Source organism: Rhodococcus sp. NPDC057297 (genome assembly GCF_042667435.1).
Classification (GTDB): domain Bacteria; phylum Actinomycetota; class Actinomycetes; order Mycobacteriales; family Mycobacteriaceae; genus Rhodococcoides.
Map to the genome: position 1 here is coordinate 289,648 of NZ_JBHUZE010000004.1, position 23,319 is coordinate 312,966.

21 protein-coding genes are annotated in these 23,319 nt (G+C 64.4%); 9 read left to right on the forward strand and 12 right to left on the reverse strand.

Going from position 1 to position 23,319, the window contains the following annotated elements; all coding sequences use genetic code 11:
* Positions 1-163: 163 nt before the first annotated feature.
* On the reverse strand, positions 164-1,579 hold the full coding sequence (gene sthA, locus ACFULT_RS14790; RefSeq protein ID WP_019664076.1) for a Si-specific NAD(P)(+) transhydrogenase: 1,416 nt from the start codon (positions 1,577-1,579) through the stop codon (positions 164-166).
* 154 nt (positions 1,580-1,733) lie between these two features.
* On the opposite strand from sthA, the gene ACFULT_RS14795 reads away from it, so the two are divergent.
* From ACFULT_RS14795 to ACFULT_RS14810, 4 genes are all read left to right on the forward strand, one after another.
* Positions 1,734-2,819, forward strand: a complete 1,086-nt coding sequence (locus ACFULT_RS14795; protein ID WP_094653448.1) for an S-(hydroxymethyl)mycothiol dehydrogenase — start codon at positions 1,734-1,736, stop codon at positions 2,817-2,819.
* Positions 2,816-3,442, forward strand: coding sequence for an MBL fold metallo-hydrolase (locus tag ACFULT_RS14800; protein ID WP_378481795.1), 627 nt, complete (start codon positions 2,816-2,818; stop codon positions 3,440-3,442). Before ACFULT_RS14795 ends, ACFULT_RS14800 begins: the two co-directional genes overlap by 4 nt.
* Positions 3,443-3,543: 101 nt before the next feature.
* Positions 3,544-4,305, forward strand: a complete 762-nt coding sequence (locus ACFULT_RS14805; protein ID WP_378481796.1) for a sensor domain-containing protein — start codon at positions 3,544-3,546, stop codon at positions 4,303-4,305.
* 148 nt (positions 4,306-4,453) lie between these two features.
* The gene (locus ACFULT_RS14810) at positions 4,454-5,566 is read left to right on the forward strand and encodes a DUF4192 domain-containing protein (RefSeq protein WP_378481797.1); all 1,113 of its coding nucleotides are present in this window, start codon (positions 4,454-4,456) and stop codon (positions 5,564-5,566) included.
* Positions 5,567-5,593: 27 nt separating this feature from the next.
* Here the strand turns inward: ACFULT_RS14810 and galE are convergent, their stop codons facing one another.
* Both galE and ACFULT_RS14820 read right to left on the reverse strand, forming a co-directional pair.
* Positions 5,594-6,577 carry a UDP-glucose 4-epimerase GalE gene (gene galE, locus ACFULT_RS14815; RefSeq protein WP_037113010.1) on the reverse strand — a complete coding sequence of 328 codons (984 nt, stop codon included), beginning with the start codon at positions 6,575-6,577 and terminating at the stop codon, positions 5,594-5,596.
* A 14-nt stretch (positions 6,578-6,591) separates the two neighbouring features.
* Entirely contained in the window at positions 6,592-7,278 is a 687-nt protein-coding gene (locus tag ACFULT_RS14820) for a metal-dependent transcriptional regulator (protein ID WP_019664070.1), read from the reverse strand.
* A gap of 158 nt (positions 7,279-7,436) precedes the next feature.
* Here ACFULT_RS14820 and ACFULT_RS14825 point away from each other — a divergent pair, with 158 nt between their 5' ends.
* Together ACFULT_RS14825 and ACFULT_RS14830 are read left to right on the forward strand one after the other, a co-directional pair.
* Entirely contained in the window at positions 7,437-8,708 is a 1,272-nt protein-coding gene (locus ACFULT_RS14825) for an acetoin utilization protein AcuC (RefSeq protein WP_176460104.1), read from the forward strand.
* Positions 8,701-11,379: a GNAT family N-acetyltransferase gene (locus ACFULT_RS14830; RefSeq protein ID WP_378481798.1), complete on the forward strand. Its 2,679-nt coding sequence runs from the start codon at positions 8,701-8,703 to the stop codon at positions 11,377-11,379. Before ACFULT_RS14825 ends, ACFULT_RS14830 begins: the two co-directional genes overlap by 8 nt.
* A 109-nt stretch (positions 11,380-11,488) precedes the next feature.
* Here the strand turns inward: ACFULT_RS14830 and ACFULT_RS14835 are convergent, their stop codons facing one another.
* From ACFULT_RS14835 to ACFULT_RS14845, 3 genes are all read right to left on the reverse strand, one after another.
* The gene (locus ACFULT_RS14835) at positions 11,489-12,460 is read right to left on the reverse strand and encodes a sigma-70 family RNA polymerase sigma factor (protein ID WP_037113014.1); all 972 of its coding nucleotides are present in this window, start codon (positions 12,458-12,460) and stop codon (positions 11,489-11,491) included.
* Between the two features lie 105 nt (positions 12,461-12,565).
* Entirely contained in the window at positions 12,566-14,110 is a 1,545-nt protein-coding gene (locus tag ACFULT_RS14840; RefSeq protein WP_378481799.1) for a methyltransferase, read from the reverse strand.
* 31 nt (positions 14,111-14,141) lie between these two features.
* Positions 14,142-14,510: a DUF3099 domain-containing protein gene (locus ACFULT_RS14845; RefSeq protein ID WP_019664065.1), complete on the reverse strand. Its 369-nt coding sequence runs from the start codon at positions 14,508-14,510 to the stop codon at positions 14,142-14,144.
* Between the two features lie 82 nt (positions 14,511-14,592).
* Here ACFULT_RS14845 and ACFULT_RS14850 point away from each other — a divergent pair, with 82 nt between their 5' ends.
* Positions 14,593-14,829 carry a DUF3039 domain-containing protein gene (locus ACFULT_RS14850; RefSeq protein WP_037113017.1) on the forward strand — a complete coding sequence of 79 codons (237 nt, stop codon included), beginning with the start codon at positions 14,593-14,595 and terminating at the stop codon, positions 14,827-14,829.
* On the opposite strand, the gene ACFULT_RS14855 is transcribed toward ACFULT_RS14850, so the two are convergent.
* On the reverse strand, positions 14,802-16,013 hold the full coding sequence (locus ACFULT_RS14855) for a YihY/virulence factor BrkB family protein (RefSeq protein ID WP_378481800.1): 1,212 nt from the start codon (positions 16,011-16,013) through the stop codon (positions 14,802-14,804). The two genes, ACFULT_RS14850 and ACFULT_RS14855, sit on opposite strands and share 28 nt — an antisense overlap.
* A gap of 205 nt (positions 16,014-16,218) precedes the next feature.
* Between ACFULT_RS14855 and ACFULT_RS14860 the strand changes: the two genes are divergently transcribed.
* Positions 16,219-17,955 (forward strand): DEAD/DEAH box helicase, encoded by a 1,737-nt coding sequence (locus tag ACFULT_RS14860; RefSeq protein ID WP_094721732.1) that lies wholly within the window; start codon positions 16,219-16,221, stop codon positions 17,953-17,955.
* A gap of 93 nt (positions 17,956-18,048) precedes the next feature.
* Here ACFULT_RS14860 and ACFULT_RS14865 read toward each other — a convergent pair whose 3' ends face one another.
* Complete coding sequence (locus ACFULT_RS14865) at positions 18,049-18,243, reverse strand: hypothetical protein (protein WP_037113023.1); 195 nt, start codon at positions 18,241-18,243, stop codon at positions 18,049-18,051.
* Between the two features lie 249 nt (positions 18,244-18,492).
* On the opposite strand from ACFULT_RS14865, the gene ACFULT_RS14870 reads away from it, so the two are divergent.
* The gene (locus tag ACFULT_RS14870; protein WP_094721731.1) at positions 18,493-18,852 is read left to right on the forward strand and encodes a DUF952 domain-containing protein; all 360 of its coding nucleotides are present in this window, start codon (positions 18,493-18,495) and stop codon (positions 18,850-18,852) included.
* A gap of 31 nt (positions 18,853-18,883) precedes the next feature.
* On the opposite strand, the gene ACFULT_RS14875 is transcribed toward ACFULT_RS14870, so the two are convergent.
* From ACFULT_RS14875 to ppgK, 4 genes are all read right to left on the reverse strand, one after another.
* Positions 18,884-19,525, reverse strand: a complete 642-nt coding sequence (locus ACFULT_RS14875; protein ID WP_094721730.1) for a response regulator transcription factor — start codon at positions 19,523-19,525, stop codon at positions 18,884-18,886.
* A complete protein-coding gene (locus tag ACFULT_RS14880; RefSeq protein WP_378481905.1) occupies positions 19,522-20,766 on the reverse strand; it encodes a sensor histidine kinase in 1,245 nt (414 codons plus the stop codon). Before ACFULT_RS14880 ends, ACFULT_RS14875 begins: the two co-directional genes overlap by 4 nt.
* 125 nt (positions 20,767-20,891) lie before the next feature.
* Positions 20,892-22,298 (reverse strand): RNA polymerase sigma factor, encoded by a 1,407-nt coding sequence (locus tag ACFULT_RS14885; protein WP_037113029.1) that lies wholly within the window; start codon positions 22,296-22,298, stop codon positions 20,892-20,894.
* A 123-nt stretch (positions 22,299-22,421) separates the two neighbouring features.
* Positions 22,422-23,261 carry a polyphosphate--glucose phosphotransferase gene (ppgK, locus tag ACFULT_RS14890; protein ID WP_037113030.1) on the reverse strand — a complete coding sequence of 280 codons (840 nt, stop codon included), beginning with the start codon at positions 23,259-23,261 and terminating at the stop codon, positions 22,422-22,424.
* Between the last annotated feature and the right edge of the window lie 58 nt (positions 23,262-23,319).

Consider the following 23,319-nt stretch of genomic DNA (forward strand, 5'->3'; position numbering starts at 1 on the left):
TTCGAGGCCCGGTGCGCGAGGAAAACGCCGAAACCGACTTCGAAACAGGATACTCGTCCGGTTCGGGCGGTAGCACCGGAAGTCGCTTTCACGACGCCCACTCCCCAGTGGAACACCTCCGGTCGTGTCGTTCATTCCCCGTGACCGCTCGACGAGACTTCGGTCAGCCCCCGAAACTCTCGAGTGCCCGGATCTTGTTGGTGACGTCCAGGGCCGCGACCTTGTACGCCTCCGACAAAGTGGGGTAGTTGAACACGGCGTCGACCAGGTAATCGACGGAGCCACCGCACCCCATGACTGCTTGTCCGATGTGGATCAGGTCGGTGGCTCCCGAACCGAAGATGTGCACCCCCAACAGCGACCTGTCCTCCGTAGACACGAGCAGCTTCAGCATGCCGTAGGAATCACCGGCAATCTGGCCTCGTGCCAGCTCCCGATAGCGCGACACACCCACCTCGTACGGGACGGAATTCTTCGTCAGCTCCACCTCCGTGGCGCCTACGTAGGAAACCTCGGGAATCGAGTAGATTCCGATCGGCTGGAGGTCCATCAGCCCTTTGCTCGGTTCACCGAACGCGTGGTACGCGGCCAATCGTCCCTGATCCATCGACGTAGCGGCCAGTGCAGGAAACCCGATGACGTCCCCGACCGCATAGATGTGATCGACCTTCGTCTGGAAGTTGTCGTCGACGAAGATGCGGCCACGAGCGTCCGCCTCGAGTCCCGCGTTCTCCAGTGACAGTGCATCGGTCAACCCCTGGCGTCCCGCCGAGTACATGACGGCTTCGGCCGGGATTCGTTTACCGCTGGCCAGTGTGGTCACCGTTCCGGACGGTCCGACATCCACTGCCGTGACTGCTTCACCGAAACGGAACGTCACCGCCAGATCACGCAGATGGAACTGCAGTGATTCGACGATCTCGCGGTCGCAGAAGTCCAGCATGGTGTCTCGCTTCTCGACGACGGTCACCTTCGTGCCGAGTGCAGCGAACATCGACGCGTATTCGATCCCGATGACGCCCGCGCCGACCACGACCATCGACGCGGGGATGAACTCGAGATTCAGAATGCCGTCGGAATCGAGGACTCTGTAGTCGTCGAACTCGATGTCCGCGGGTCGCGCCGGGGCGGTGCCTGTGGCGATCACGACGTTCTTCGCCTTGACGGTGATCCGCTCGCCACGCTGGTCGTCGTCGATGTCGACGGTGTGCGCATCCAGGAAGCGACCCGTACCGGTGATCAGTTCGATTCGGTTCCGCAGCAGCTGCGAGCGGACGACCTCGATCTCCTTGCCGATCACATGAGCGGTACGAGCAAGCAGATCCGCCGGAGTGATGTTCGCCTTGACACGGTAGCTGGCACCGTACAGCTCTCTCTGATTCATTCCGGTGAGGTACAGAACGGCCTCGCGCAGAGTTTTCGACGGGATGGTCCCGGTGTTCACACAGACACCGCCGAGCATCTTTCCCTTCTCCACCATGGCAACCCGTTTACCGAGCTTTGCCGCCGCGATGGCGGCCTTCTGCCCACCGGGTCCCGAGCCGATCACCACGAGGTCGTATTCCATCGATGCAGACATGGATCATGAATACTCCGCGTGCGCGAAGTTCGGATGCCGCTCCGGTCACAAGCACGTGAACACCGAACAGTTCGGCATGTACGAATGTCGCTACTCCTGCATGGGTTGTGGAAGTGTGATGTCAGGACATTTCAACCCGAGTGTGGAGGAAGCAATGCCGCAAACAGTGCGTGCCGTGGTCGCGAAGGCGAAGGGTGAGCCGGTCTCGATCGAGCAGGTCACTATTCCTGATCCTGGTCCCAACGATGTCGTGGTGAGGATCGCCGCGTGTGGGGTGTGTCATACCGATCTGCATTATCGCGAGGGTGGCATCAACGACGAGTTCCCGTTTCTGCTCGGCCACGAGGCCGCCGGGACGGTGGAGTCGGTCGGTGATGCGGTGACGCATGTGGAGGTCGGGGATGTCGTGGTGTTGAACTGGCGTGCGGTGTGTGGTGAGTGTCGGGCGTGCAAGAAGGGCAAGCCGTGGTACTGCTTCGATACGCACAATGCGTCGAAGAAGATGACCCTGGCCGATGGCACGGAGCTTTCGCCGGCGTTGGGTATCGGTGCGTTCGCGGACAAGACGTTGGTGCACGAGGGTCAGTGCACGAAGGTGAATCCGGAGTCCGATCCTGCGGTGGTGGGTCTGCTGGGGTGCGGTGTGATGGCTGGTCTGGGTGCGGCGATGAACACCGGCAACGTCTCGCGTGGTGATTCGGTGGCGGTGATCGGGTGTGGTGGTGTCGGTGATGCGGCGATCGCGGGCGCTCGTCTTGCGGGGGCGACGACGATCATTGCGGTCGATCGGGACAAGGGCAAGCTCGAGTGGGCCAAGGATCTCGGTGCCACGCACACCGTCGATGCGTCGGTGGTCGATGCGGTGGAGGCGGTGCAGGAGCTGACCGGTGGGTTCGGTGCGGATGTGGTGATCGATGCGGTGGGGCGTCCGGAGACGTGGAAGCAGGCGTTCTATGCCCGTGATCTTGCCGGGACGGTGGTGTTGGTGGGGGTTCCGACGCCGGAGATGACGCTCGAGATGCCGTTGATCGATTTCTTTTCACGTGGTGGGTCGCTCAAGTCGTCGTGGTATGGCGATTGCTTGCCGGAGCGTGATTTTCCGTTGTTGGTGGATTTGTACGAGCAGGGTCGGTTGCCGTTGGAGAAGTTCGTGACCGAGCGGATCGGTATCGAGGACATCGAGGCTGCGTTCGAGAAGATGCACAAGGGCACGGTCCTGCGATCGGTGGTCGAACTATGAGCCTGCGCATCGACAAGGTCGTGACCTCGGGAACCTTCGCTCTCGACGGAGGTGAATGGGATGTCGACAACAACATCTGGCTGATCGGCGACGACAGCGAAGTGGTGATCGTCGATGCTGCTCACGACGCTCGCCCCATCATCGAGGCCGTGGCAGGCCGGAGGGTGAAGGCAATCGTGTGCACACACGGCCACAATGATCACGTCACCGTCGCGCCGGAGTTGTCACGTGAGCTCGACGCTCCGATCCTGCTCAATCCGGCCGACGATGTGTTGTGGGAGCAGACCCATCCCGGACTCGCGCACTCCACGCTCGAGGACGGTCAACGAATCTCCGTGGCAGGTACGGAGATTCTCGCTCTGCACACCCCGGGACATTCGCCGGGTTCGACGTGCCTCTATCTACCCGAAGCCGGGCAGTTGTTCTCCGGCGACACCCTGTTCTCCGGTGGACCCGGTGCGACAGGACGGTCGTACTCCGATTTCCCGACCATCATCGGTTCGATCCGGGATCGGTTGTTCGCGCTGCCGGCCGAAACCCGCGTGAACACCGGACACGGTGACGGAACGAGCATCGGCGACGAGTCCCCACACCTCGAGGAATGGATCAAACGCGGAAGCTGACGTCCACTGTGTTCGCCGGGGTAACTCGACGAACACGCGCGTGCCTTACGTCCGGTTTCACCCTCCGAATGAGAGGGTGGAACCGGACGTCTCATGTCTAGGTGAACACAGGCGAGATGTCCGGTAATTTCCGTGGCCAAAGTCTGGAGGCTCTTCCCGTGGTGCGTCGTTACGCAGGACATCGACCGACTCTTCTCGGGATCGGCATCTGTACCGCCGTCACCCTGGTCGCGTGCGGGTCCAACGTGTCCGGTACCCCCGAGCCTGCCGGAACCAGTGAGGCACCGTCGGTATCGAGCGAAGCCGCGGACCTGAATGCACTGTTGGTCGATCCGTCGGTGTTCCCTGCACCGTACGAGGCCATAGTCCTTCCACCACAGGCGATTGCGCAGGCATCACCGGATCTGACGGGCATTCCCGCCGGCGCCGAGGTGAGCCCGGCCGGCTGCAAACCCAAGGAAGTCAGAGCGGGCGAAGCTGCCTTGATCGTCGGCACCGACAACACGGACCGCGCCACGATCTCGGTCGAACTGACCGCAACCGACGAGCCGTTGTCGGTACGGGAATCGCAACTTGCCGAATGCGCCGAGGTTCAAGCGACGAAATCCGGCGCAACGTCCACTATTCGGTCCACGGTCGTCCCGGCCCCTCCCATCGACGCCGACGACACTCTCGCCGTTCGTCAGACAGTGTCGTCGGGAACGGGGTCGGACACGGTGACGCAGTCGATGTTGACGCTTCTGGCCCAGGTCGGAGACGTCAGAATCGCAGCGACCTACATGTCCTTCGAGCAGGGCGCGACCGACGGCGCGACGTTGGACGAGGTCTTCACCGCATCGGTGCAGAAGGTGAAGGCCGGCTAGCACATCCCACCGACTTCACGCGTGCAGTCCACTCGTGGATCGGCCACCGCAGCCCGCGGTTGTCCACAGGGTGCCCGTCATCCACAGGTGATCTTCCGTCGCAGGTCGGAACCGGAACTCGGAGATCGGCCGAGGCACGCTGTGCACCATGACAACCGACTCCGGCACCCACCGACACCCGCCGACACCCGAGCGCATCGTCGGTCCGGGTGAACTCATCGCCGCAATCCCGGCGTTCCTGGGATTCACACCCGAGCGCTCGCTGGTCTTGATGTGCCTCGACGTCCTTGCCGGGTCGACCCTGGAAGTCCAGACCGTGATGCGACACGACCTGACCTTGCCGGACCGTTCCGAAGGGCAGTCGCTCTTCGAGTCGGGTGTGACCGAGGACATGCAGAGCGTCATCGAACATTTCGCTGAGATGTGCGCCCAGTATCAGGTCCGGGCCGCACTCGCAGTCATCGTCGACGATCGTGGTGTCACCGTGGACGGACGGTTCAGGGGACTCGCACATCGATTGTCCGACCAGCTGCGAGTTCGGGGGGTCGAACTGACCGAGGTGTACCTGATCGCAGAGGTGACCCGCGGGAGCCGGTGGAGGTCCGCGATCGGCGTCATGGAGTACGGATACCTCACCGACCCCAGAACATCGCCCGTTGCACTGGCGTACATGCTCCAAGGTCGCGGAGTACACGAATCCCGCACCATGCTGGCAAGAACCGTTCGGCCGGTGGACGATCCGCTGTCGCGGGAAGTCGCGCGGACACTCGCTTCGGGCGCGGTCGTCGACGTCGGCAGCGACCGCGAACGTCTCCGCTCGATCGTCGACCAGTTGAAGGAATGGTCGGGGTACTCTCCCGACAATCCTGCCGTGGTCACTCTGCCGCCGGAACGGATCGCGGAGTTCGGAACGGCGGTGAACCACGTCATGGTGCGCGACAGCGTTCTCGCACTGGCGCTCACCGGCGTCGCCGGGCTGGCCGAACAGTTGTGGACTCTGCTGATGCGCACGTTGCCCGCACCGGAACGGGCATGCCCGGCAACGCTGTTGGCGTTCAGTGCCTATACGCGGGGCGAAGGCACGCTGGCCTCCGTTGCACTGGACATCGCCCACCAGGCCGACGAGAACTACTCGCTCGCCCACCTGCTGAGCCGCTCGCTCGCCGCGGGCGCGCGGCCCTCGATGATCCGGGAGGTGGCGCTCAGCGGATATGCAGTGGCCGAGCTGTGCGGAGTCGCGCTCCCGCCGCCGGTGGACTGACCTCTACCGAAATGCCCCTACCGGATGCTACGGCCGTGCCGAATGCGCTCGATCGCCCAACTTCTGGAGGAAGTTCCACGCATCGGCGACGATGACATCGAGGTCGGTCCTCTGCGGCGACCATCCGAGTTCGGTGGTGGCCAGGTCGCTCGAGGCGATGAGCACTGCCGGATCACCCGCTCGGCGCGGAGCGTTCTCCACCGCGATGGGCAGGCCGGTGACGCGCGCGCAGGCGTCGATGACCTCACGCACCGAAAAACCTTGACCACTACCCAGATTGAAGATCGTGTGCGATCCCGACGTTGCCGACTCGAGTGCGAGGATGTGGGCATCGGCAAGATCGAGGACGTGGATGTAGTCACGCACCGCGGTGCCGTCGGGCGTCGGCCAATCCGTACCGAACACCGAGATCTTGGCCCGCTGGCCGAGCGCGGTTTGTAGGACCAGCGGAATCAGATGCGTTTCCACGACCCGGTTCTCGCCGAAACCCGCGTACGCGCCGGCAACATTGAAGTACCGCAGGCTCGTCGCGGCCAGGCCGTACGCGTTCGAATACGACGTTATGGCATGGTCGATGGCCAATTTGGTTGCGCCGTACGGATTGGTGGGCGCCGTCGGCATCGACTCCGTGATCGGAGTTCGCTCCGGCTCACCGTATGTCGCGGCCGTGGACGAGAAGACGAGCTTCGGTGTGCCCGACTCCCTGATCGCCTCGAGCAACGCGAGCGTGGTCACCACATTGCCCGACCAGTACCGATCCGGCGCTACGACGGACTCGCCGACGAGGGACTGCGCTGCGAAGTGCAGAACCCCGTCGAATCGGCCTTCGCCGAGAATCGACGACGCGACATCCTTGATGTCCGCCTCGACGAACTCGGCGCCCGCCGGAACCGCATCCCGGTTGCCGGTGGACAGGTTGTCCACCACCACGACCTCGTGGCCGCGTTCGATCAGGACGGCAGCGCACACGCTACCGACGTACCCGGCTCCACCGGTCACCAACAATTTCATGTCCGTGACTCCGCTCAGACCTGCTTCACCTGGACGGCATGAGCCATCTCCTCGGAAATGTCGATGCCGTCGTGGCCGGGGACAGTGATCGTCACCGTGCCGGGCTTGGCCTCCACCGTCACACGCGCGTCGGGCACGACGCCTGCATCACGCAGCTGCGCGATGACCTCGGGATCGGACTGGACGTGCTCTGCGAGACGGCGGACGACCACGGCCGTCGCATTCCCATGAGGCAGATCGGTCAATCTGATCAGGTCCTCCGGTGCGGCAGCCGGCTGACCGAGCCCGAGTTCGGCCAGGCCCGGAATCGGGTTTCCGTACGGCGACGTCGTCGGGTTGTTCAGTACGGCTACGAGTCGACGCTCGACTTCCTCGCTCATGACGTGTTCCCAGCGGCATGCCTCGGCATGGACGTCTTCCCAGCGCAGACCGATGACATCGACGAGCAGCCGCTCGGCGAGCCGATGCTTGCGCATCACCGCGACGGCCAGGCTGCGGCCCTTCTCCGTCAGTTCCAGGTGGCGGTCACCCGCAACCGAAAGCAGCCCGTCTCGCTCCATTCGAGCGACGGTCTGGCTGACGGTGGGACCGCTCTGTTCGAGGCGTTCGGCGATACGTGCTCGCAGCGGTACGACGCCCTCTTCTTCCAAGTCGTAAATCGTCCGGAGATACATCTCCGTGGTGTCGACCAGATCCTTCACACTCAACCCCTTCGTCGCAACGGATTCTACCGTTGATCGGCGCATAGTGGCGCCGTAGGCCATGTGCCCGCGTGCCGCGAATTCGTACCCGCCGGTAACCGACTACAACACCGAGGGACGCTCGCACAGTCCCGGCGCGACAAGTAGCGTTGCGTGTCATGGCAGATCAGGCGACGGCATCGCCACCACGTACTCCGGTGGCAGGCGACGACATCGTCGTCTGGAGCGCGGAGTACCTCTCGTACCGGTGGAGTGCGGATCATCCGATGAACCCGACGCGTCTGGATCTGACGATGCAGCTCGCGCGACAGATCGGCGTTCTGGAGGGAATCGAACTCGTCGAACCCACTGCGGCTCCGGACGACGAGCTGCTCCGAATTCACACACCCGCCTACATCGAGGCGGTCAAACGTGCGCCCGAGAAGGGTACGGCGTTGGTGGATCCCGATCACGTGGAACACGGATTGGGATCGGACGACAACCCGGTGTTCGAGAAGATGCACGAAGCATCCGCGATGCTCACCGGTGGTTCACTGACCGCGGCACGGGAAATTGCGGCCGGACGAGCACGGCGGGCCGTGAGCATCGGCGGCGGGATGCACCACGCCATGGCCGACTGGGCATCCGGATTCTGCGTCTACAACGACGCTGCGGTTGCCATTTCGTGGTTGCTCGACAACGGTTTCGACCGTATCGCCTACATCGACGTCGACGCCCACCACGGTGACGGCGTGCAACAGGCGTTCGTCGGTGACCCCCGAGTGCTGACGGTGTCACTCCATCAACATCCCGCGACGCTGTGGCCCAACACCGGATGGTCGAGCGAAGTCGGCTCTGGGCCGGCCGAAGGGACCGCGATCAACATTCCGCTGTTGCCAGGAACCGGAGACCGGTTGTGGCTGCGTGCGTTTCATGCGATCGTGCCGGGGGCCATCTCGGCGTTCCGTCCGCAGATCATCGTCAGTCAGTGCGGCGTGGACAGTCACCGGGAGGACCCGTTGGCCGACCTGGCGTTGACCGTCGACGGTCAGAATGCGGCATTCCTCGCCATGCGCGACCTCGCGGACAGGTACTCCGAGGGGCGGTGGCTCGCGGTCGGCGGAGGTGGTTACGGTCTCGTGCGCGTTGTGCCCCGTGCATGGACGCATCTGATCGCTGCCGCTCTGGGCCGGAGCATCGACCCCGGCCTCGCTCTGCCCGAGCAGTGGCGTGACCGTGTGCGCACGATCGCTCCGAGTGTCGACCTACCGCAGGTGATGGGAGACGGCGGGGACATCGACTATCCCCCGTGGGACGGCCCGGGCGGCGCCGTGGCGGGGAGCGTCGAGGCCGCCGATCGTGCGCTCGAGCGTGTCGACTCGGCGATCATCGCCACCCGGCGAGCAAGCTTTCCCCTGCTCGGCCTCGACCCGGAGGACCCTCGTGACTGAACCCACCGCCAAAGAGCGCGAACGAGAACGTGCCGAGACGTCCTTCCCCAAGCACTGGGTCGCCGACGTGTTGGCCTCCGACGGGGGAGTGGTCCATCTCCGGCCGATCGTCCCGTCGGATGCGGACGCTCTCGTCGCTTTCCACGGGCGCCTCTCCGAACGCACACGCTATCTGCGTTACTTCGGCCCGTACCCGACGATGCCGCAGCGTGATGTCCTCAACTTCACGACGGTCGACCATCACTCCCGAGTCGCGTTCGTCGCCATCCTCGGTGACGACATCATCGCCGTCGGTCGATACGAGCGACTACCGGAAGGCGACGGCAACTCGGCGGAGGTCGCCTTCGTCGTCGCCGATTCTCACCAGGGCCGTGGACTCGGACCGATCCTGTTGGAACATCTCGCCGGAGCGGCGGCCGAGAACGGGGTGACGATGTTCGTCGCCGAGGTTCTTGCCGAGAACCGCAATATGGTGACGGTGTTTCGCGAGGCCGGATACCAGGTCTCGCGAAGCTACGAAGGTGGGGTTCTACGGCTCGAGTTCGCCATCGATCCCAGCGAAGCTCTTCTCTCCGTTCGTAATTCGCGTGAGCGGGCAGCCGAAGCCCGTAGCGTGCGTAACGTGCTGAGCCCGACGTCCGTTGCCGTGATCGGCGCCTCCACGGACAGTTCGAAAGTCGGCAACGCAGTGCTCGCGAACCTCCTCGCGGGTGGCTTCACCGGGCCGGTCTATCCCGTCAACGCCGACCACCGATCGGTTCGTGGAGTTCGGGCCTACCCGACAGTCCACGACATTCCGGATTCGGTGGATCTGGCAATCGCGGCCGTGCCCGCGGATTCGATCGACGAGGTGCTCGACGACTGCCTCGACAAGGGTGTGAAGGCACTCGTGGTCGTGTCGGCGGGATTCGGTGAATCCGGTCCGGAAGGGCAAGAGAACGAACGTCGGCTCGTGCGATCCGCACGTGCCCACGGTATGCGGTTGGTCGGACCCAACGCCCTCGGTGTCGCGAACACCGACCCGGAGTTCGCGCTGAACGCGACGCTCGCACCGTCGCTTCCCATGCCGGGGCACGTGGGTTTCTTCTGTCAGTCGGGCGCGCTCGGAATCGCAATTCTGGATCAGGCCACCAAACGCAGTCTCGGGTTCTCCACGTTCGTCTCGGCAGGAAACCGTGCCGATGTCTCGGGTAACGACTTACTGCAGTACTGGGATTCCGACCCCGCGACCGAAGTCGTCCTCCTGTATCTCGAAAGCTTCGGTAATCCACGGAAATTCACCCGAATTGCGCGCCGGGTGGCACGGTCCAAGCCGATCGTCGCCGTCAAGAGTGGACGTGGTGCGATTCCGCCGGCGCTGGCCACGGGGCCGGACATCGACGATTCGATCGTGAAAGCTCTGTTCGAGCAGGCAGGTGTCATCCAGGTCGACACCATCGCACAGCTCTTCGACTGCGCAATCCTGTTCGGCTTCCAACCGTTGCCCGCGGGCCCGCGCGTGGCGGTCGTCGGCAACTCCACTGCACTCGGTGTGCTTGCAGTCGACGCCGCGCGTGCCGAAGGACTGCATGCGGGAGCGCCCATCGATGTCGGTCCTCAAGCGGGTCCGCAGGAGTTCGCGGCGGCTGTGTCCGGCGCATTGCAGGCGGGTGACGTCGACTCGGTGATCGTGGTGTTCGTACCGCCGGTCGCAGTGACCGTCGAGCCCTTCGCCGAAGCACTGGGCAACGCCGTCCGCGGCGCCGACAAGCCGGTGCTGACGACGTTCCTTGCCACCGAGGGTATTCCCGACGTGCTGGCGGTCCGGGGTGAGCAGGGTCAGCCCGTGCGTGGTTCGGTTCCGTCGTATTCGAGCCCGGAGCGTGCCGTCACGGCACTCGCCAAGGCGTGGCGCTACAGCGCATGGAGAAGCAGACCTGCGTCCACCCCGATTCGACCGAACGGAATCGACTCCGAACGTGCATCGGCTCTGGTCCGTGGGTGGATGTCCGGCGGCAAGAATCGATGGTTGTCGGATTTCGAATCTGCAGAACTGTTGTCCTGCTACGGTATCAGCGTCGTGGACTTCCGGTCGGTCACCGACGAGGCCGAGGCTGTCGCCGCAGCCGAGGAACTCGGATATCCCGTCGCCGTCAAGGCAACCGGACCACAGTGGAAGCATCGTCCGGACCTCAGTGGAGTTCGTCTCGACCTCGCGGGCGCGGACGCGGTGCGTATTGCGTATCACACGCTCGCACACGAGACGGGCGAACCACTGCTACAGGTGCAGCGTATGGCGCCGAAAGGCATCGGGTGCGTCGTGCAGGTCCAGGACGACCCGAGCTTCGGATCGTTGATCTCGTTCGGGTTGGCGGGCGTCATCTCGGATCTACTGGGGGACCGCGCATACCGCGTGCTCCCACTGACCGAGGACGAAGCCGTGCAACTGATCGACGCGCCCAAGGCCGCGCCTTTGCTGTCCGGCTACCGAAACGCCGTACCCGTGAACAAGAGCGCACTTGTCGACCTCGTCCAACGAGTCTCGGCGATGGCCGACGACATCCCGGAACTTCGCGAACTCGTCTGTGAGCCCGTCTTGGCGTCGGCGAGTGGAGCGGAAATCATCGATACCCGCCTCCGCGTCGGTCCTGAACCCACCCGAGCGGACCTTGGCCCTCGGCGATTGCGATGACCGACACAAGCAGTAGCCGCTCCGAGTGCACGAGCACTCGGAGCGGCCACTGCTTTGGGTGAGTCAGCGGGACGAGTCACCGCTGCACCACCTGATCGGGGAGTGCTGCTCAGCTCGCGTACGAGCGAAGCTTCTCCGCGCGGTCTCCCTGGCGTAGCTTCACCATGACCTCACGCTCGATCTGACGGACACGCTCGCGGGACAGGCCGAAGAGCTTGCCGATCTGGTCGAGGGTGCGGGGCTGACCGTCGTCGAGACCGTAGCGCAGCCGAATGACCTGCTGTTCACGCTCGTCGAGCGTTCCCAGCACCGTCCGTACGTCGGTGTGAAGCAGACCGGCGATGACCGCGTTCTCGGCCGATGTGGCTTCGGAATCCTCGATGAAGTCTCCGAGCGGTGCTTCTTCGTCGCTGCCGACAGGCATGTCGAGGCTGACCGGGTCACGGCTGTGGTCGAGAAGATCTGCGATCTTCTCGGCGGGAATGCCGGATTCGTTCGACAGTTCCTCGTCGGTGGCCTCACGGCCGAGCTGCTGATGCAGTTCACGCTTGATCCGGGCCAGCTTGTTCACCTGCTCCACCAGGTGGACTGGAAGCCGGATCGTACGGCTCTGATCTGCCATGCCACGCGTGATGGCCTGGCGAATCCACCACGTGGCATACGTGGAGAACTTGAACCCCTTGGCGTAATCGAACTTCTCCATCGCTCGGATCAGACCCAGGTTGCCTTCCTGGATGAGATCGAGCAGAGGCATTCCGCGTCCGGTGTATCGCTTGGCGAGGGACACGACCAGGCGGAGGTTGGCCTCCAGAAGGTGGCTACGGGCTGCACTTCCGTCGCGCACGATGATGGCGAGATTCCGCTTCTTGGCGGCGGTCAACCGCTTGGTGTTCTCCAGCACGTTCTTCGCGTACAACCCGGCCTCGATCCGCTTGGCGAGATCCACTTCCTCGTCGGCGGTCAGCAGGGCTGTACGTCCGATTCCGTTGAGGTAGACGCGGACCAAGTCTGCGGCCGGACTCTGGGCGTCGAGGTCGGCATCGCTGGGGCGCGGGCGGGTCGTGGTGCTGGGGCTGGTCATGACTTGCCTCCTGATCGGTGGTGTCTCATAGTGCTCAACGTCCGGAAGACTTCGATAAGTTCCCGCGCTCGACCCTGTGATACCCGCCTGACCAGGCTCTATCCCTTACTCGGCCTGAGAAGTTGCTGAGAAGCTCTTCCCGGTCGGAACTTGCCCCGATCGGGCCCGAAAACCTCGAGGCCTGATCAATCCATGACGAAAGAGATCGACCACCAAGGTCAGAGCTGCAGGCGTCAGGTCCTCCGGTTCCGCGCCGTGCGCAACCGCGAGCAGTTCGATCAACTCGGCCAGCGGCAACCCACCCGGGGACATTCCAGCGAGCAGGGCGGCGCCCAGGTCGTCGATCTCGTGTTGCCAGTTCGGTCCGTTGCCGCGGTGCACGCGGGTCACCACCGGCGTCCACCCCTCGTCGCCCGGCAGTGACACCTTCTCGAGTGCCGTTGCCGGATCCAGCTCGAAGACAGCTGTCTCGACGTCGTTCTCGCGTAACCACGTCAGCCGAGCGAAGTAGTCGATCGCCTCGTCGCCCAGCGGATCCTCGAACGCGTGCCGCAGGTCTTCGGCAAGGACGTCGGTGGGAAGGTCGGTTCGGCGTAGATAGACGAACCCGAACCCGATGCCCGTCACGGCAGCTGCCTCGAAATGATCGAGCCACGCCTCCGCCTGGGCAGCTCCGGCTCCGTCCCGCGGATCGACGCCGCCGTCCTTCATCCATGTCCCCACGTACAGGGCCGGATCTGCGACGTCACGTTGGAGGATCCACGCGTCGACGCCGTGCTCGGGCAACCAGGACGCCACCCGGCGTCGCCAGTCCTCGCCGTCGACATGAATCCACGACGCGAGGATGGCTGCCGTGCCACCGACAGCGAGATGCGTCGGAGCCTGCTCGATCATGAGCCGGCTCGCGCCGTCCAGATCGATCCCCGAGTCGCGATAGCTGTGGCTGACCGTGCCGAGACCGACGACGAACGGCGGATTGGCGACGATCCGATCGAACACACGTCCCTCCACCGGTTCGAACCACGACCCACGAAGAAGCTCGACATCCATGTCGTTGAGTGCGAACGTGGCCGCGGCCAGCAGCATCGACCGCTCGCTGATATCGGTTCCGGTCACCGATTCCGCATAGTGCGCCGCGTGGACAGCCTGCACTCCGCACCCTGTTCCGACATCCAGAACGGACTGAACCGGTGTTGTGGGAGTTCCGCGAAGCAAAGACAACGACGCCTGACCGACCCCGAGAACGTGATCGGACGCAGTCGGGGAGTCCCGCATGCTGCCGTCGAGATCGGACACGACCCAGCGGGTACCCGATCCGGTGTCGAGCGGCCTGATGTCCACGGCAGCCCGTACCAGACCTGGGCCGCTGTGCCCGACGATTCCCGCCGCGACAGCGTCGTCCAGCAGCAGTGGTGCCAGTGCCGCCGACGCATCGGCCGCGGGAACGTCGTCGACGAGCAGGAACAGACGAATCAGCACGCCCAGATCCCCGAGCGCGCGGGACGCCCGCCGAACCGGAACCGGCTCACTGCGGCCGAGCGCGGAATGAGCATCGTCGCCGAGGGCGTCGAGCAGGGCATCGGCGAAGTATCCGACCCGAAGGAACGCGTCGCGTAGCGGTGGGCAGGCCGAGAGCAGCGGTGCAGTCACGTTGCTCAGTCTCTCAGGACGGAGCGATCGATCAGTCCTCGCCTGCTTCGATCACGTGGTGCGCCCGCGCCTCGATCGCGGGGTCCTCCTGTCGGCGGCCGTCGTAGCGACTCACCTCGTCCTTCGTTCGAGGCGGTCGGTCGTTGGCGATCAACACCGCCATCCACGGAAGTGGGATGGAGACCCCGACGATCGCCATGGCAATCCACGGGTTGGCCCAGATGCTGTAGGAAACGGCGGCGAGCACCAGCGCGGGGATCCGAAACGACATGATGAACATGTACTTCTTCACGCGAGCACGATGCTGTTCTTCCACCGACGTTCGTGCTTCGGTGATCAGTGCTGGGTGACGGGCCGAGCCGCTGTCCGCCGGGTCGGAGAACCCGGATGTTCGCGTCATACCTCCACTGTGTCACTACGTTGCTCGGATTGCACTGAGCGGTAGGTGGTCGTGGGTAGCTTCGGTGCGGAATAATCAAGGCATGAGCACTCAGACCAAGGAACGTCCCGATATCGCGCCGGACGACACCACCGACGACGACCGGCCCAAATTCTTCCACTACGTCAAGAAGAACAAGATCGCCGAGAGCGCGGTCATGGGTACCCACGTGGTTGCACTGTGCGGCGAGGTGTTTCCCGTCACCAAGTCGGCCAAGCCCGGTTCGCCGGTCTGCCCTGACTGCAAGAAGGTCTACGACGGCTTGAAGAAGGGCGACTGATCCGACCTCTCCGGCCCACCGTGCTGCTGAGCAGACGGACGGGTCGGGCCGGTCGTGGTCGGGCCGGTCGCGGACGGGTCGGTCGTGGACGGGTCGGTGGTCGGATCGGCGGTCGGCCCGAGTTCCGCTTGTGGCGATTCGGCCCGTTTGGGTCGTGAGCGGTCGCCTGTCAGACGGATGGGACCGGTGGCGAGGCGCCAGGCGACGGCGGACACGGCTCCCGACTCCTCGTAGGCGGCCTGCGCGGCGAGCCACTCCCTCATCTGCTCGATCCTGGTGGCGCGCGCTGGAAAGAACTCCTGGATGGTCGCGTTGAATTCGGCGCCGAGCACCACGGCGAAGCCGAGGAAGAACGTGAAGAGCAGGAACGCGATCGGGGTCGCCAGCGCACCGTAGGTGTAGCCGGTGCCGGTGACCCAGGTGAGGTAGAACCGCAGCACGGCGCTCGCGATCATGAAGAAGACACCGGCCAGCAACGCGCCGCCCAGAAGTCGATGCCAGGGCAGGGACGTGTGCAACGCGACCTTGTACAGAGTGGTCAGTCCGACGATCAGCAGCAGGCCGACGGCCGGGTAATACAGGATGTCGATCAGTTCGCTACCGATCTCGAACCACGAATCGGGAAGCAGAGCCTGAACGTACGTCGGCCCGAGTGCGACGAGCGGAAGCACGAAGACCGCGACGACCAGGAAGGCGACGTACAGCAGGAGCGCGAAAATACGCTGCCACACCGGATTGCGAGCGTCCTGCTGACCGTGCGCTTCGACGATGGAATCGACGAACGTCGAGATGGCCGACGACCCTGCCCACAGCGACAGAACGAAGCCGCCCGAGACGATCTCGCCCCGACCCTGCTGAAGAATGTCCTGCACCGTCGGTTCGATGATGCCGTCGACGACGCTGTCGCTGAACAGAGTGCTACTGAACGTGATGATCTTGGACTCGATGATGTCGATGGTGTTGGGCCCGAACCATCCCGCGACGAATCCGAGGCTTCCGAGGACACCGAGCAGCAGGGGCGGCAGCGACAGGGTCTGCCAGAACGCCGCGGTCGCGGATTTGCTGAAAATCGAGTCGTCCCAAGCCTTGGCCAGTGTGCGCAAGGTCACCACCCACACGAGCCGCACGGGGTGGCGTGCCGACAACTGCTCGGTCGGCGAGGGGGAAGCCGTCGATTCGCTCATGGTCACTCCAGCATTCCTGACGTCGAGCACGAGTGCTCGTTCCACCCCGCCTGCAGCCCTTCGGCGTGTCGTACGACTCGCTCTAGCTCGGCGATGAGGAATCGGTCGGTGCCGAGAGTTAGGCTCCACGGCGGACACTGCAAGGCGAGGCGAGAGCGCGAGGACATTCATCGATGCCAGGAATCGGCGGCCAGTGAGCGCTGACATGACCGACACGACAGACCCGATCGACACCTCGACTGCACCCTCGGCAGGTGGTGCGCCGCTGCGTGCGTGGCAGAGGCGCGCTCTGACGAAATATCTGGTGTCCTCGCCGAAGGACTTCCTGGCAGTCGCGACGCCCGGTGCAGGCAAGACGACGTTCGCGTTGCGAGTGGCGTCGGAGCTGCTCGCTCACCGGACGGTCGATCAGGTGACCGTTGTCGCACCGACGGAGCACCTGAAGCACCAGTGGGCTGAATCTGCAGCGCGAGTGGGCATTGCACTGGATTCTCGGTTCTCCAACTCGACCGGGCAGACGTCGAGTGACTATCACGGCGTCGTCGTCACGTATGCGCAGATTGCGTCGCACCCGTTCAGACACCGGGTCCGCACGGAGAGTCGCAGGACTCTCGTCATTCTCGACGAAATCCACCACGGCGGCGATGCCAAGAGTTGGGGCGAGGGCATTCGAGAGGCCTTCAGCGACGCCACTCGTCGCCTCGCTCTGACTGGAACGCCGTTCCGCAGCGACGACAGCCCCATTCCGTTCGTGAATTACGAGCCGGACCAGGACGGTCTGATGCGCTCGCGCGCGGACCATGCCTACGGCTACTCGGACGCCCTTGCCGACGGCGTCGTGCGCCCCGTGGTGTTCCTGGCGTACTCGGGCGAGGCCCGGTGGCGAGACAGTGCAGGCGAGGAGTACACGGCGCGTCTGGGTGAGCCTCTGAACGCGGAGCAGACCGCTCGTGCGTGGCGGACCGCGTTGGATCCGCAGGGAGACTGGATGCCTGCGGTTCTGCTCGCGGCCAACACTCGCCTCGGTCAGTTGCGGGCCGGCGGAATGCCCGACGCGGGCGGCCTGGTGATCGCGACGGACCAGACCGTCGCTCGCGCGTACGCCAAGTTGATCGAGGTCATCACCGGCGAAACACCGTGCATCGTGCTGTCCGACGACCCGACTTCCTCGGCGCGGATCGCGGAATTCGGCAAGAGCAACCAGAAATGGATGGTCGCGGTTCGGATGGTGTCCGAAGGCGTGGACGTTCCGCGTCTCGCTGTCGGGGTGTACGCCACCAGCGCGTCCACGCCGCTGTACTTCGCACAGGCCATCGGTCGATTCGTGCGATCCAGGCGGCCGGGGGAGACGGCCAGCGTCTTTCTCCCCTCGGTACCGGTTCTCCTCGACCTGGCGAGCCAGCTGGAGGCGCAACGCGACCACATTCTCGGCAAACCGCACCGCGAGAAGGACGGCCTGGACGACGACCTTCTGGCCGACGCGAACAAACAGAAGGACGAGCTGGGCGAGGAGGAGAAGGCCTACACCTCACTCGGTGCCGACGCCGAGCTGGACCAAGTCATCTACGACGGATCCTCGTTCGGCACGGCGACCTTCTCCGGCAGTGACGAGGAAGCCGACTACCTCGGGCTTCCCGGACTGCTCGACGCCAAGCAGATGAGAGATTTGCTTCGTCAGCGCCAGCAGGAACAAATGGAGAAGCCGGCGACTCCCGCCCCTGCGGTCCCACCGCCTGCCGCGTCGGAACGCGTGTCGACGGCAGGTCAGTTGGCCGCGTTGCGGCGTGAACTCAATTCCCTGGTTGCGGTGTACCACCACCGCACCGGGAAGCCGCACGGGGTCATTCACGGCGATCTACGACGTGTGTGTGGTGGCCCCCCGACTGCCATGGCGACGGCGGATCAGTTGAGCGAGCGAATAGCCCAGCTGCGCAAGATGTGACGGGTCCCACGACCTGAACACAGAAGAACGGGTGGCCGCTGATGCGGCCACCCGTTCTCGGTATCGATGTCGTTGTCGGCAGGTTTACCGGCCCTACACCGCGGAGCCCGATTCGGTCATCACCGTTGCGTTCACTTCACGCAGACGGTCTTCGTGCTCCTTGGCGTGGTGACCGCAGAAGAGAAGTTCTCCTCCGGTCGCGAGCACAACACGTGCGCGAGCCCCTGCACCGCACCGGTCGCACCGGTCGGCAGCTGTCAACTGTGGGCTGGTCAATGTTCCGGGCATGACTCCTCCGTACTGGCGTTCGGTGTCACCCGATTGCCTGGGGCCGGTCCGCCGCGTCGGTATGGCGCGGTCCGTACACTCTTTCAGACGATTGGCAGTCACGTGTTGTTCCCGCGCGCGTTTCTTTGTGTTGTCACTAACACGAAACACAAGGAAACCTGCTGGCCGCGCGTGCTCAGCCTCCGACTGTTCGCTGACAGCTGATTCGAGAACCCCGCGGAACGGCCGAGCCTGGAACAATCATCGCTCGTGAGTGACACCTCGGAAACCTTGCTGCACATCTGCACTCTGGCGGACTGGCTGTCCGTTCGAGAGTCACCGGGGATCGAGCCGGAATCGCTGTCGGCCGTCGGCTTCGTGCACCTCTCGACGCCCGCGCAGGTGCACTTGCCGGCGAACCGACTGTTCGCCGGCCGAGACGATTTGATTCTGCTCGTTCTCGATCCGGCACGACTGGGGTCGCCCGTGCGCTGGGAGCCTGGAGTGCCGGGTGACCCCGACGCAATGGTCTTTCCTCACCTCTACGGGCCGCTGCCCACCTCGGCTGTGACCTCCGTCGTCGAATACCTACCAGGCGACGACGGCATTTTTTCCCCGCCGCATCTGTAGATCTGCTGAATCGGGGTATTCGTGGCGCCGGTCAGCGCGGTTGTGACCGGGCGAGGATCGCAGCCTGTACGCGCGAGGTGACTCCCAACTTGGTGAGCACTCTCGACACGTGCGTCTTGACGGTGGTCTCCCCGATGAAGAGCTCACGGGCGATCGCCGCGTTGGACATCCCGTCGCCGAGGCACCGAAGGACATCGTGTTCGCGATCGGTCAGGTCGGCCAGCCCAGGAGGTCCGACCTTCGAAATGTCGCGGCCGCCCGCCGCGAACGCGTCGATCACCCTACGAGTGACTTCGGGCGCCAGCACGCCGTCGCCGGCGTGAACGGCCGCGATGGCGTCGAGCAACGCGTCGGCGGACACCGATTTCAGAACGAAGCCCGACGCGCCCGCCTCCAGAGCACGGAACACGTAGTCGTCGATGTCGAACGTCGTCAGGATGAGAACACGGGCGAGTTCGTTCCCGACGACGGCAGCGGTTGCCTCGATGCCGTCGAGACCCGGCATCCGAACGTCCATCAGCACGACATCCGGTGAGTGCGCTCGTGCCTGGTCGACCGCGTCCTGGCCGTCGACGGCCTCGCCGACCACCGTGTACCCGGGCGCTGAACCCACGATCATCGCCAGGCCCGAGCGAATCGCGGCATGGTCGTCGGCGATCAGTACTCGGATCACGGTGTCGACGTCTCGGGCGTGGTCGACAGGGGCAGAACGGCTTCGACGATCCATCTCCCGCCGTCCGATCCGGCATGGAAAGCGCCGCCGAGAAGTTCGGCACGTTGTGTCATGTTGGTCAGTCCCGCTCCTGTGTGTCCGGTCGTGTGCGCCGACGATTCGGCCGTGGAGGGCAGCGTATTGACGACTTCGATTCCGAGGCGGTCGTCGTCGCACCTGAGGACGAGCTCGACCGGTTGACCCGGCGAATGAACCACCGCGTTCGTCAACGCTTCCTGGACGATCCGAAACGCGGCGTGATCGACCGCCGCCGGAACGAACCGTGCCGACGGTGCTCCGGGTGCGAAGTCGCCACTGACAGTGACCTCGGTACCACTTGCGCCTGCGGAGGCAACGAGCCTCCCCAACTCGGCAATCCGCCCGGGGGAGCGGGTCTCGTCCACACCTCCACCTCCGTGTCGCAGCAGTCCGATCATCGCTCGCATCTCGGTCAACGCATCGGTGCTGTTGGACCGGATGGACGACACGACGTCCGTAACACGGTCGGCCGCCGAGGGCGGAGAGTCGGCGCTGCGTCCAGCGGCGGCGATGCGCAGCGCTGCCTCGGACTGGATCGCGATCGCCGACAGGTGACCGGCGACGACGTCGTGGAGATCACGGGCCATGCGCGAGCGTTCCGCGTCGATTGCAGCACGTCGGTCCAGCTCCGCGATGACGGACACGGCCTCGGCTCGCTCGCGTTCACTGTGCGCGATCTCCTTGTGCTGACGGATGTTCAACGCCCACCCGAGCGGAGTGCCGAGGAACACTGCAGCACCGCCCAACGCGATGACGACCTCACGCCAGTCCTTCGTGACGACGAAGACGACGGTGCACACCACCACGGTCAGAAGCACGGACATGCGGATGATCCACACCGCCTGGCGCCTGCTGCCGTAGAGCGCGACGCAGTACACGAGGTCGGTCATGATCAGCCAGATCGGCAGGGACGCTCCCGCGAGCAGATCCAGCGTGAATGGAACCGCGGCGGCGCCGAGCGCGAGAACGGGTGCACGCCGTCTACAGAGCGTGCACACGCACAGCAGTGCGAGTATGCCGAACCTGACCCACAGTGCAGGGGGGTCCTCGGCCGGAAGGAAGCTGAAGATGTTCGCCGAATACAGGACGATGCCCACCGACAGGTACGCCGCCACGACGACCACGTCTCTACCCGTCGCAGACAGTTCCGACCAGCGAAGCATCACACCATCACAGCACATTCACCGCGCATCCACGTCCGACGAAGGAGTGACCTTCGGTCGACCGGGGACATGACGAAGCCGCCGCTCCCGAACCGGGGAACGGCGGCTTCGTCGAAGGCGGACTGTCAGTCGAGGTAGTCGCGGAGAACCTGCGACCGCGACGGGTGACGGAGCTTCGACATCGTCTTCGACTCGATCTGGCGGATCCGTTCACGAGTGACGCCGTAGACCTGACCGATTTCGTCGAGCGTGCGGGGCTGACCGTCGGTCAGACCGAAACGGAGCCGAACGACACCGGCTTCGCGCTCGGACAGGGTCTCGAGCACGGACTGCAGCTGGTCCTGAAGCAGGGTGAACGACACCGCGTCGACGGCCACGACAGCCTCGGAGTCCTCGATGAAGTCACCGAGCTGGCTGTCGCCCTCGTCACCGATCGTCTGATCGAGCGAGATGGGTTCACGCGCGTACTGCTGGATCTCCAGCACTTTCTCCGGCGTGATGTCCATTTCCTTGGCGAGCTCTTCCGGAGTGGGCTCGCGACCCAGGTCCTGGAGCAGCTCACGCTGGATACGGCCGAGCTTGTTGATGACTTCCACCATGTGCACCGGAATACGGATGGTGCGTGCCTGGTCGGCCATGGCCCGAGTGATGGCCTGACGGATCCACCACGTCGCGTAGGTGGAGAACTTGTAGCCCTTCGTGTAATCGAACTTCTCGACGGCACGGATCAAGCCCAAGTTTCCTTCCTGGATCAGATCCAGGAACGCCATTCCGCGACCGGTGTAGCGCTTGGCAAGCGACACCACCAGGCGAAGGTTGGCTTCGAGCAAGTGATTCTTGGCGCGGTTACCGTCTCGGCAGATCCATGTGAAATCGCGACGTGCAGCGACCGGGAGCTTCTCGCCCTTCTCGGCGAACTCGCGCATCTTCTCGGTAGCGAACAAGCCTGCCTCGATGCGCTTGGCGAGCTCGACCTCCTCCTCCGCGTTGAGGAGAGCGACCTTGCCGATCTGCTTGAGGTAGGCGCGAACGGAATCTGCCGACGCGGTGAGCTCCGCGTCCTTACGGGCCTGGCGAAGCGCCTCGGACTCTTCCTCGTCCCAGACGAAGTCGCCGGACGCCTTGTCCTCGGCGGTCGGCTCGGAGGTGGCGTCGTCGTCGGCGTCGTCTCCCGCTGCCACGACCTCGACAACGTCGTTGGCGGCCGCAGCGATGTCGCCGTCGGAGATATCGATGTCATCGATGCCGGGAGCATCGTCGTCCCCGTCGGCGGCCGGTGCTGCGTCGCCTGCCTTCTTGGCTGCGGCCTTCTTCGCCGGAGCCTTCTTGGCGGCCGCGCGCTTCGCGGGTGCCTTCTTCGCCGCGGCTTTCTTGGCCGGAGCCTTGGTTGCCGGTGCCGCTTCTGCAGGGGCTGCAGTCGCGGAAGCGACGGCGCCCTCTCTGACGGTGCCGTTCGGTGCCTCCGCAGCAGGTGCAGGGTTCGCAGACTCTGTTGCTGAATCTACGGTCTGACGGATATCGGTGGCTGCCACGTACGCCCTTTCGTGACGGTGTCGTGCGGCGTCACGCCAGAGTGGTTTCCGGCGGAGAGGTCTTGTCGATTGTGCCGGCGTGCAGACCGGCATCAACCATTGTAACGACCCGTCGGGAGTTTGTTACCGAGCCAGTGCCGTATCGGCTGCTGTGTCGGCCGCGAGAGCTGCGCCGACGATTCCAGCGGTGTTCAACAAAGTGGCCGCCACCACGGGCGTTCTGTTGGTCAAGTGCGGAATCCACTTCTCGCTCTTGCGGCTGATTCCGCCTCCGGCGATGAACAGATCCGGCCACAGCAGAGCTTCGAAGGTCTCGAGAACCTTCGACACTTCCTTCGCCCACTCCTTGTAGGACAGGTCCTTGTTCTCCTTCACGGACGACGCCGCTCGATGCTCGGCCTCCTTGCCGTCGACCTCGAGGTGACCGAACTCGGTGTTCGGCAGGAGTACCCCGTTGTGCAGAACTGCGGAGCCGATGCCCGTGCCGAAGGTCAGCAGAATCACGACGCCGTTCTTGTCCTTGCCTGCGCCGTATCGATCCTCGGCGACACCCGCGGCGTCTGCGTCGTTCAACACGACCACGTTGCTGTGCCCCAAAGCCGACGCGAACAGCGACTTCGCGTCGGTGTCGATCCACGATTTGTCGATGTTTGCTGCGGATCGTGCTATCCCTCCGGTCACGACGGCAGGCAGTGTGACGCCCACGGGGCCGGTCCACTCGAAGTGAGCGGCGATGCGGGCCACGACCTCGGCCACTGCCTCCGGCGTCGACGGTTGCGGCGTCTCGATCTTGTACCGATCGCCGACCAGTTCGCCGGTGACGAGATCGACGATTCCGCCCTTGATGCCACTGCCGCCTACGTCGACGCCGAAACCCTGCCGCTGCCGCGCGTCCGTCGGCGTAGTGACGGATCCGGGCTGGATCGCAGGGTCGGACTGAAGGTGCGGGCCTGACTGAGTCATGTGGAGTTCACTCCTGATCATCGGGGCATCTACTCGTGCACGTGCGGTGAAAAGCGTA

What these genes read in the sequence shown, in the direction of transcription:
- sthA (WP_019664076.1), bottom strand. Translation starts at nt 1,579, where the DNA reads ATGTCTGCATCGATGGAATACGACCTCGTGGTGATCGGCTCGGGACCC.
- ACFULT_RS14795 (WP_094653448.1), top strand. Translation starts at nt 1,734, where the DNA reads ATGCCGCAAACAGTGCGTGCCGTGGTCGCGAAGGCGAAGGGTGAGCCG.
- ACFULT_RS14800 (WP_378481795.1), top strand. Translation starts at nt 2,816, where the DNA reads ATGAGCCTGCGCATCGACAAGGTCGTGACCTCGGGAACCTTCGCTCTC.
- ACFULT_RS14810 (WP_378481797.1), top strand. Translation starts at nt 4,454, where the DNA reads ATGACAACCGACTCCGGCACCCACCGACACCCGCCGACACCCGAGCGC.
- galE (WP_037113010.1), bottom strand. Translation starts at nt 6,577, where the DNA reads ATGAAATTGTTGGTGACCGGTGGAGCCGGGTACGTCGGTAGCGTGTGC.
- ACFULT_RS14825 (WP_176460104.1), top strand. Translation starts at nt 7,437, where the DNA reads ATGGCAGATCAGGCGACGGCATCGCCACCACGTACTCCGGTGGCAGGC.
- ACFULT_RS14835 (WP_037113014.1), bottom strand. Translation starts at nt 12,460, where the DNA reads ATGACCAGCCCCAGCACCACGACCCGCCCGCGCCCCAGCGATGCCGAC.
- ACFULT_RS14845 (WP_019664065.1), bottom strand. Translation starts at nt 14,510, where the DNA reads ATGACGCGAACATCCGGGTTCTCCGACCCGGCGGACAGCGGCTCGGCC.
- ACFULT_RS14850 (WP_037113017.1), top strand. Translation starts at nt 14,593, where the DNA reads ATGAGCACTCAGACCAAGGAACGTCCCGATATCGCGCCGGACGACACC.
- ACFULT_RS14855 (WP_378481800.1), bottom strand. Translation starts at nt 16,013, where the DNA reads ATGAGCGAATCGACGGCTTCCCCCTCGCCGACCGAGCAGTTGTCGGCA.
- ACFULT_RS14860 (WP_094721732.1), top strand. Translation starts at nt 16,219, where the DNA reads ATGACCGACACGACAGACCCGATCGACACCTCGACTGCACCCTCGGCA.
- ACFULT_RS14865 (WP_037113023.1), bottom strand. Translation starts at nt 18,243, where the DNA reads ATGCCCGGAACATTGACCAGCCCACAGTTGACAGCTGCCGACCGGTGC.
- ACFULT_RS14880 (WP_378481905.1), bottom strand. Translation starts at nt 20,766, where the DNA reads ATGCTTCGCTGGTCGGAACTGTCTGCGACGGGTAGAGACGTGGTCGTC.
- ppgK (WP_037113030.1), bottom strand. Translation starts at nt 23,261, where the DNA reads ATGACTCAGTCAGGCCCGCACCTTCAGTCCGACCCTGCGATCCAGCCC.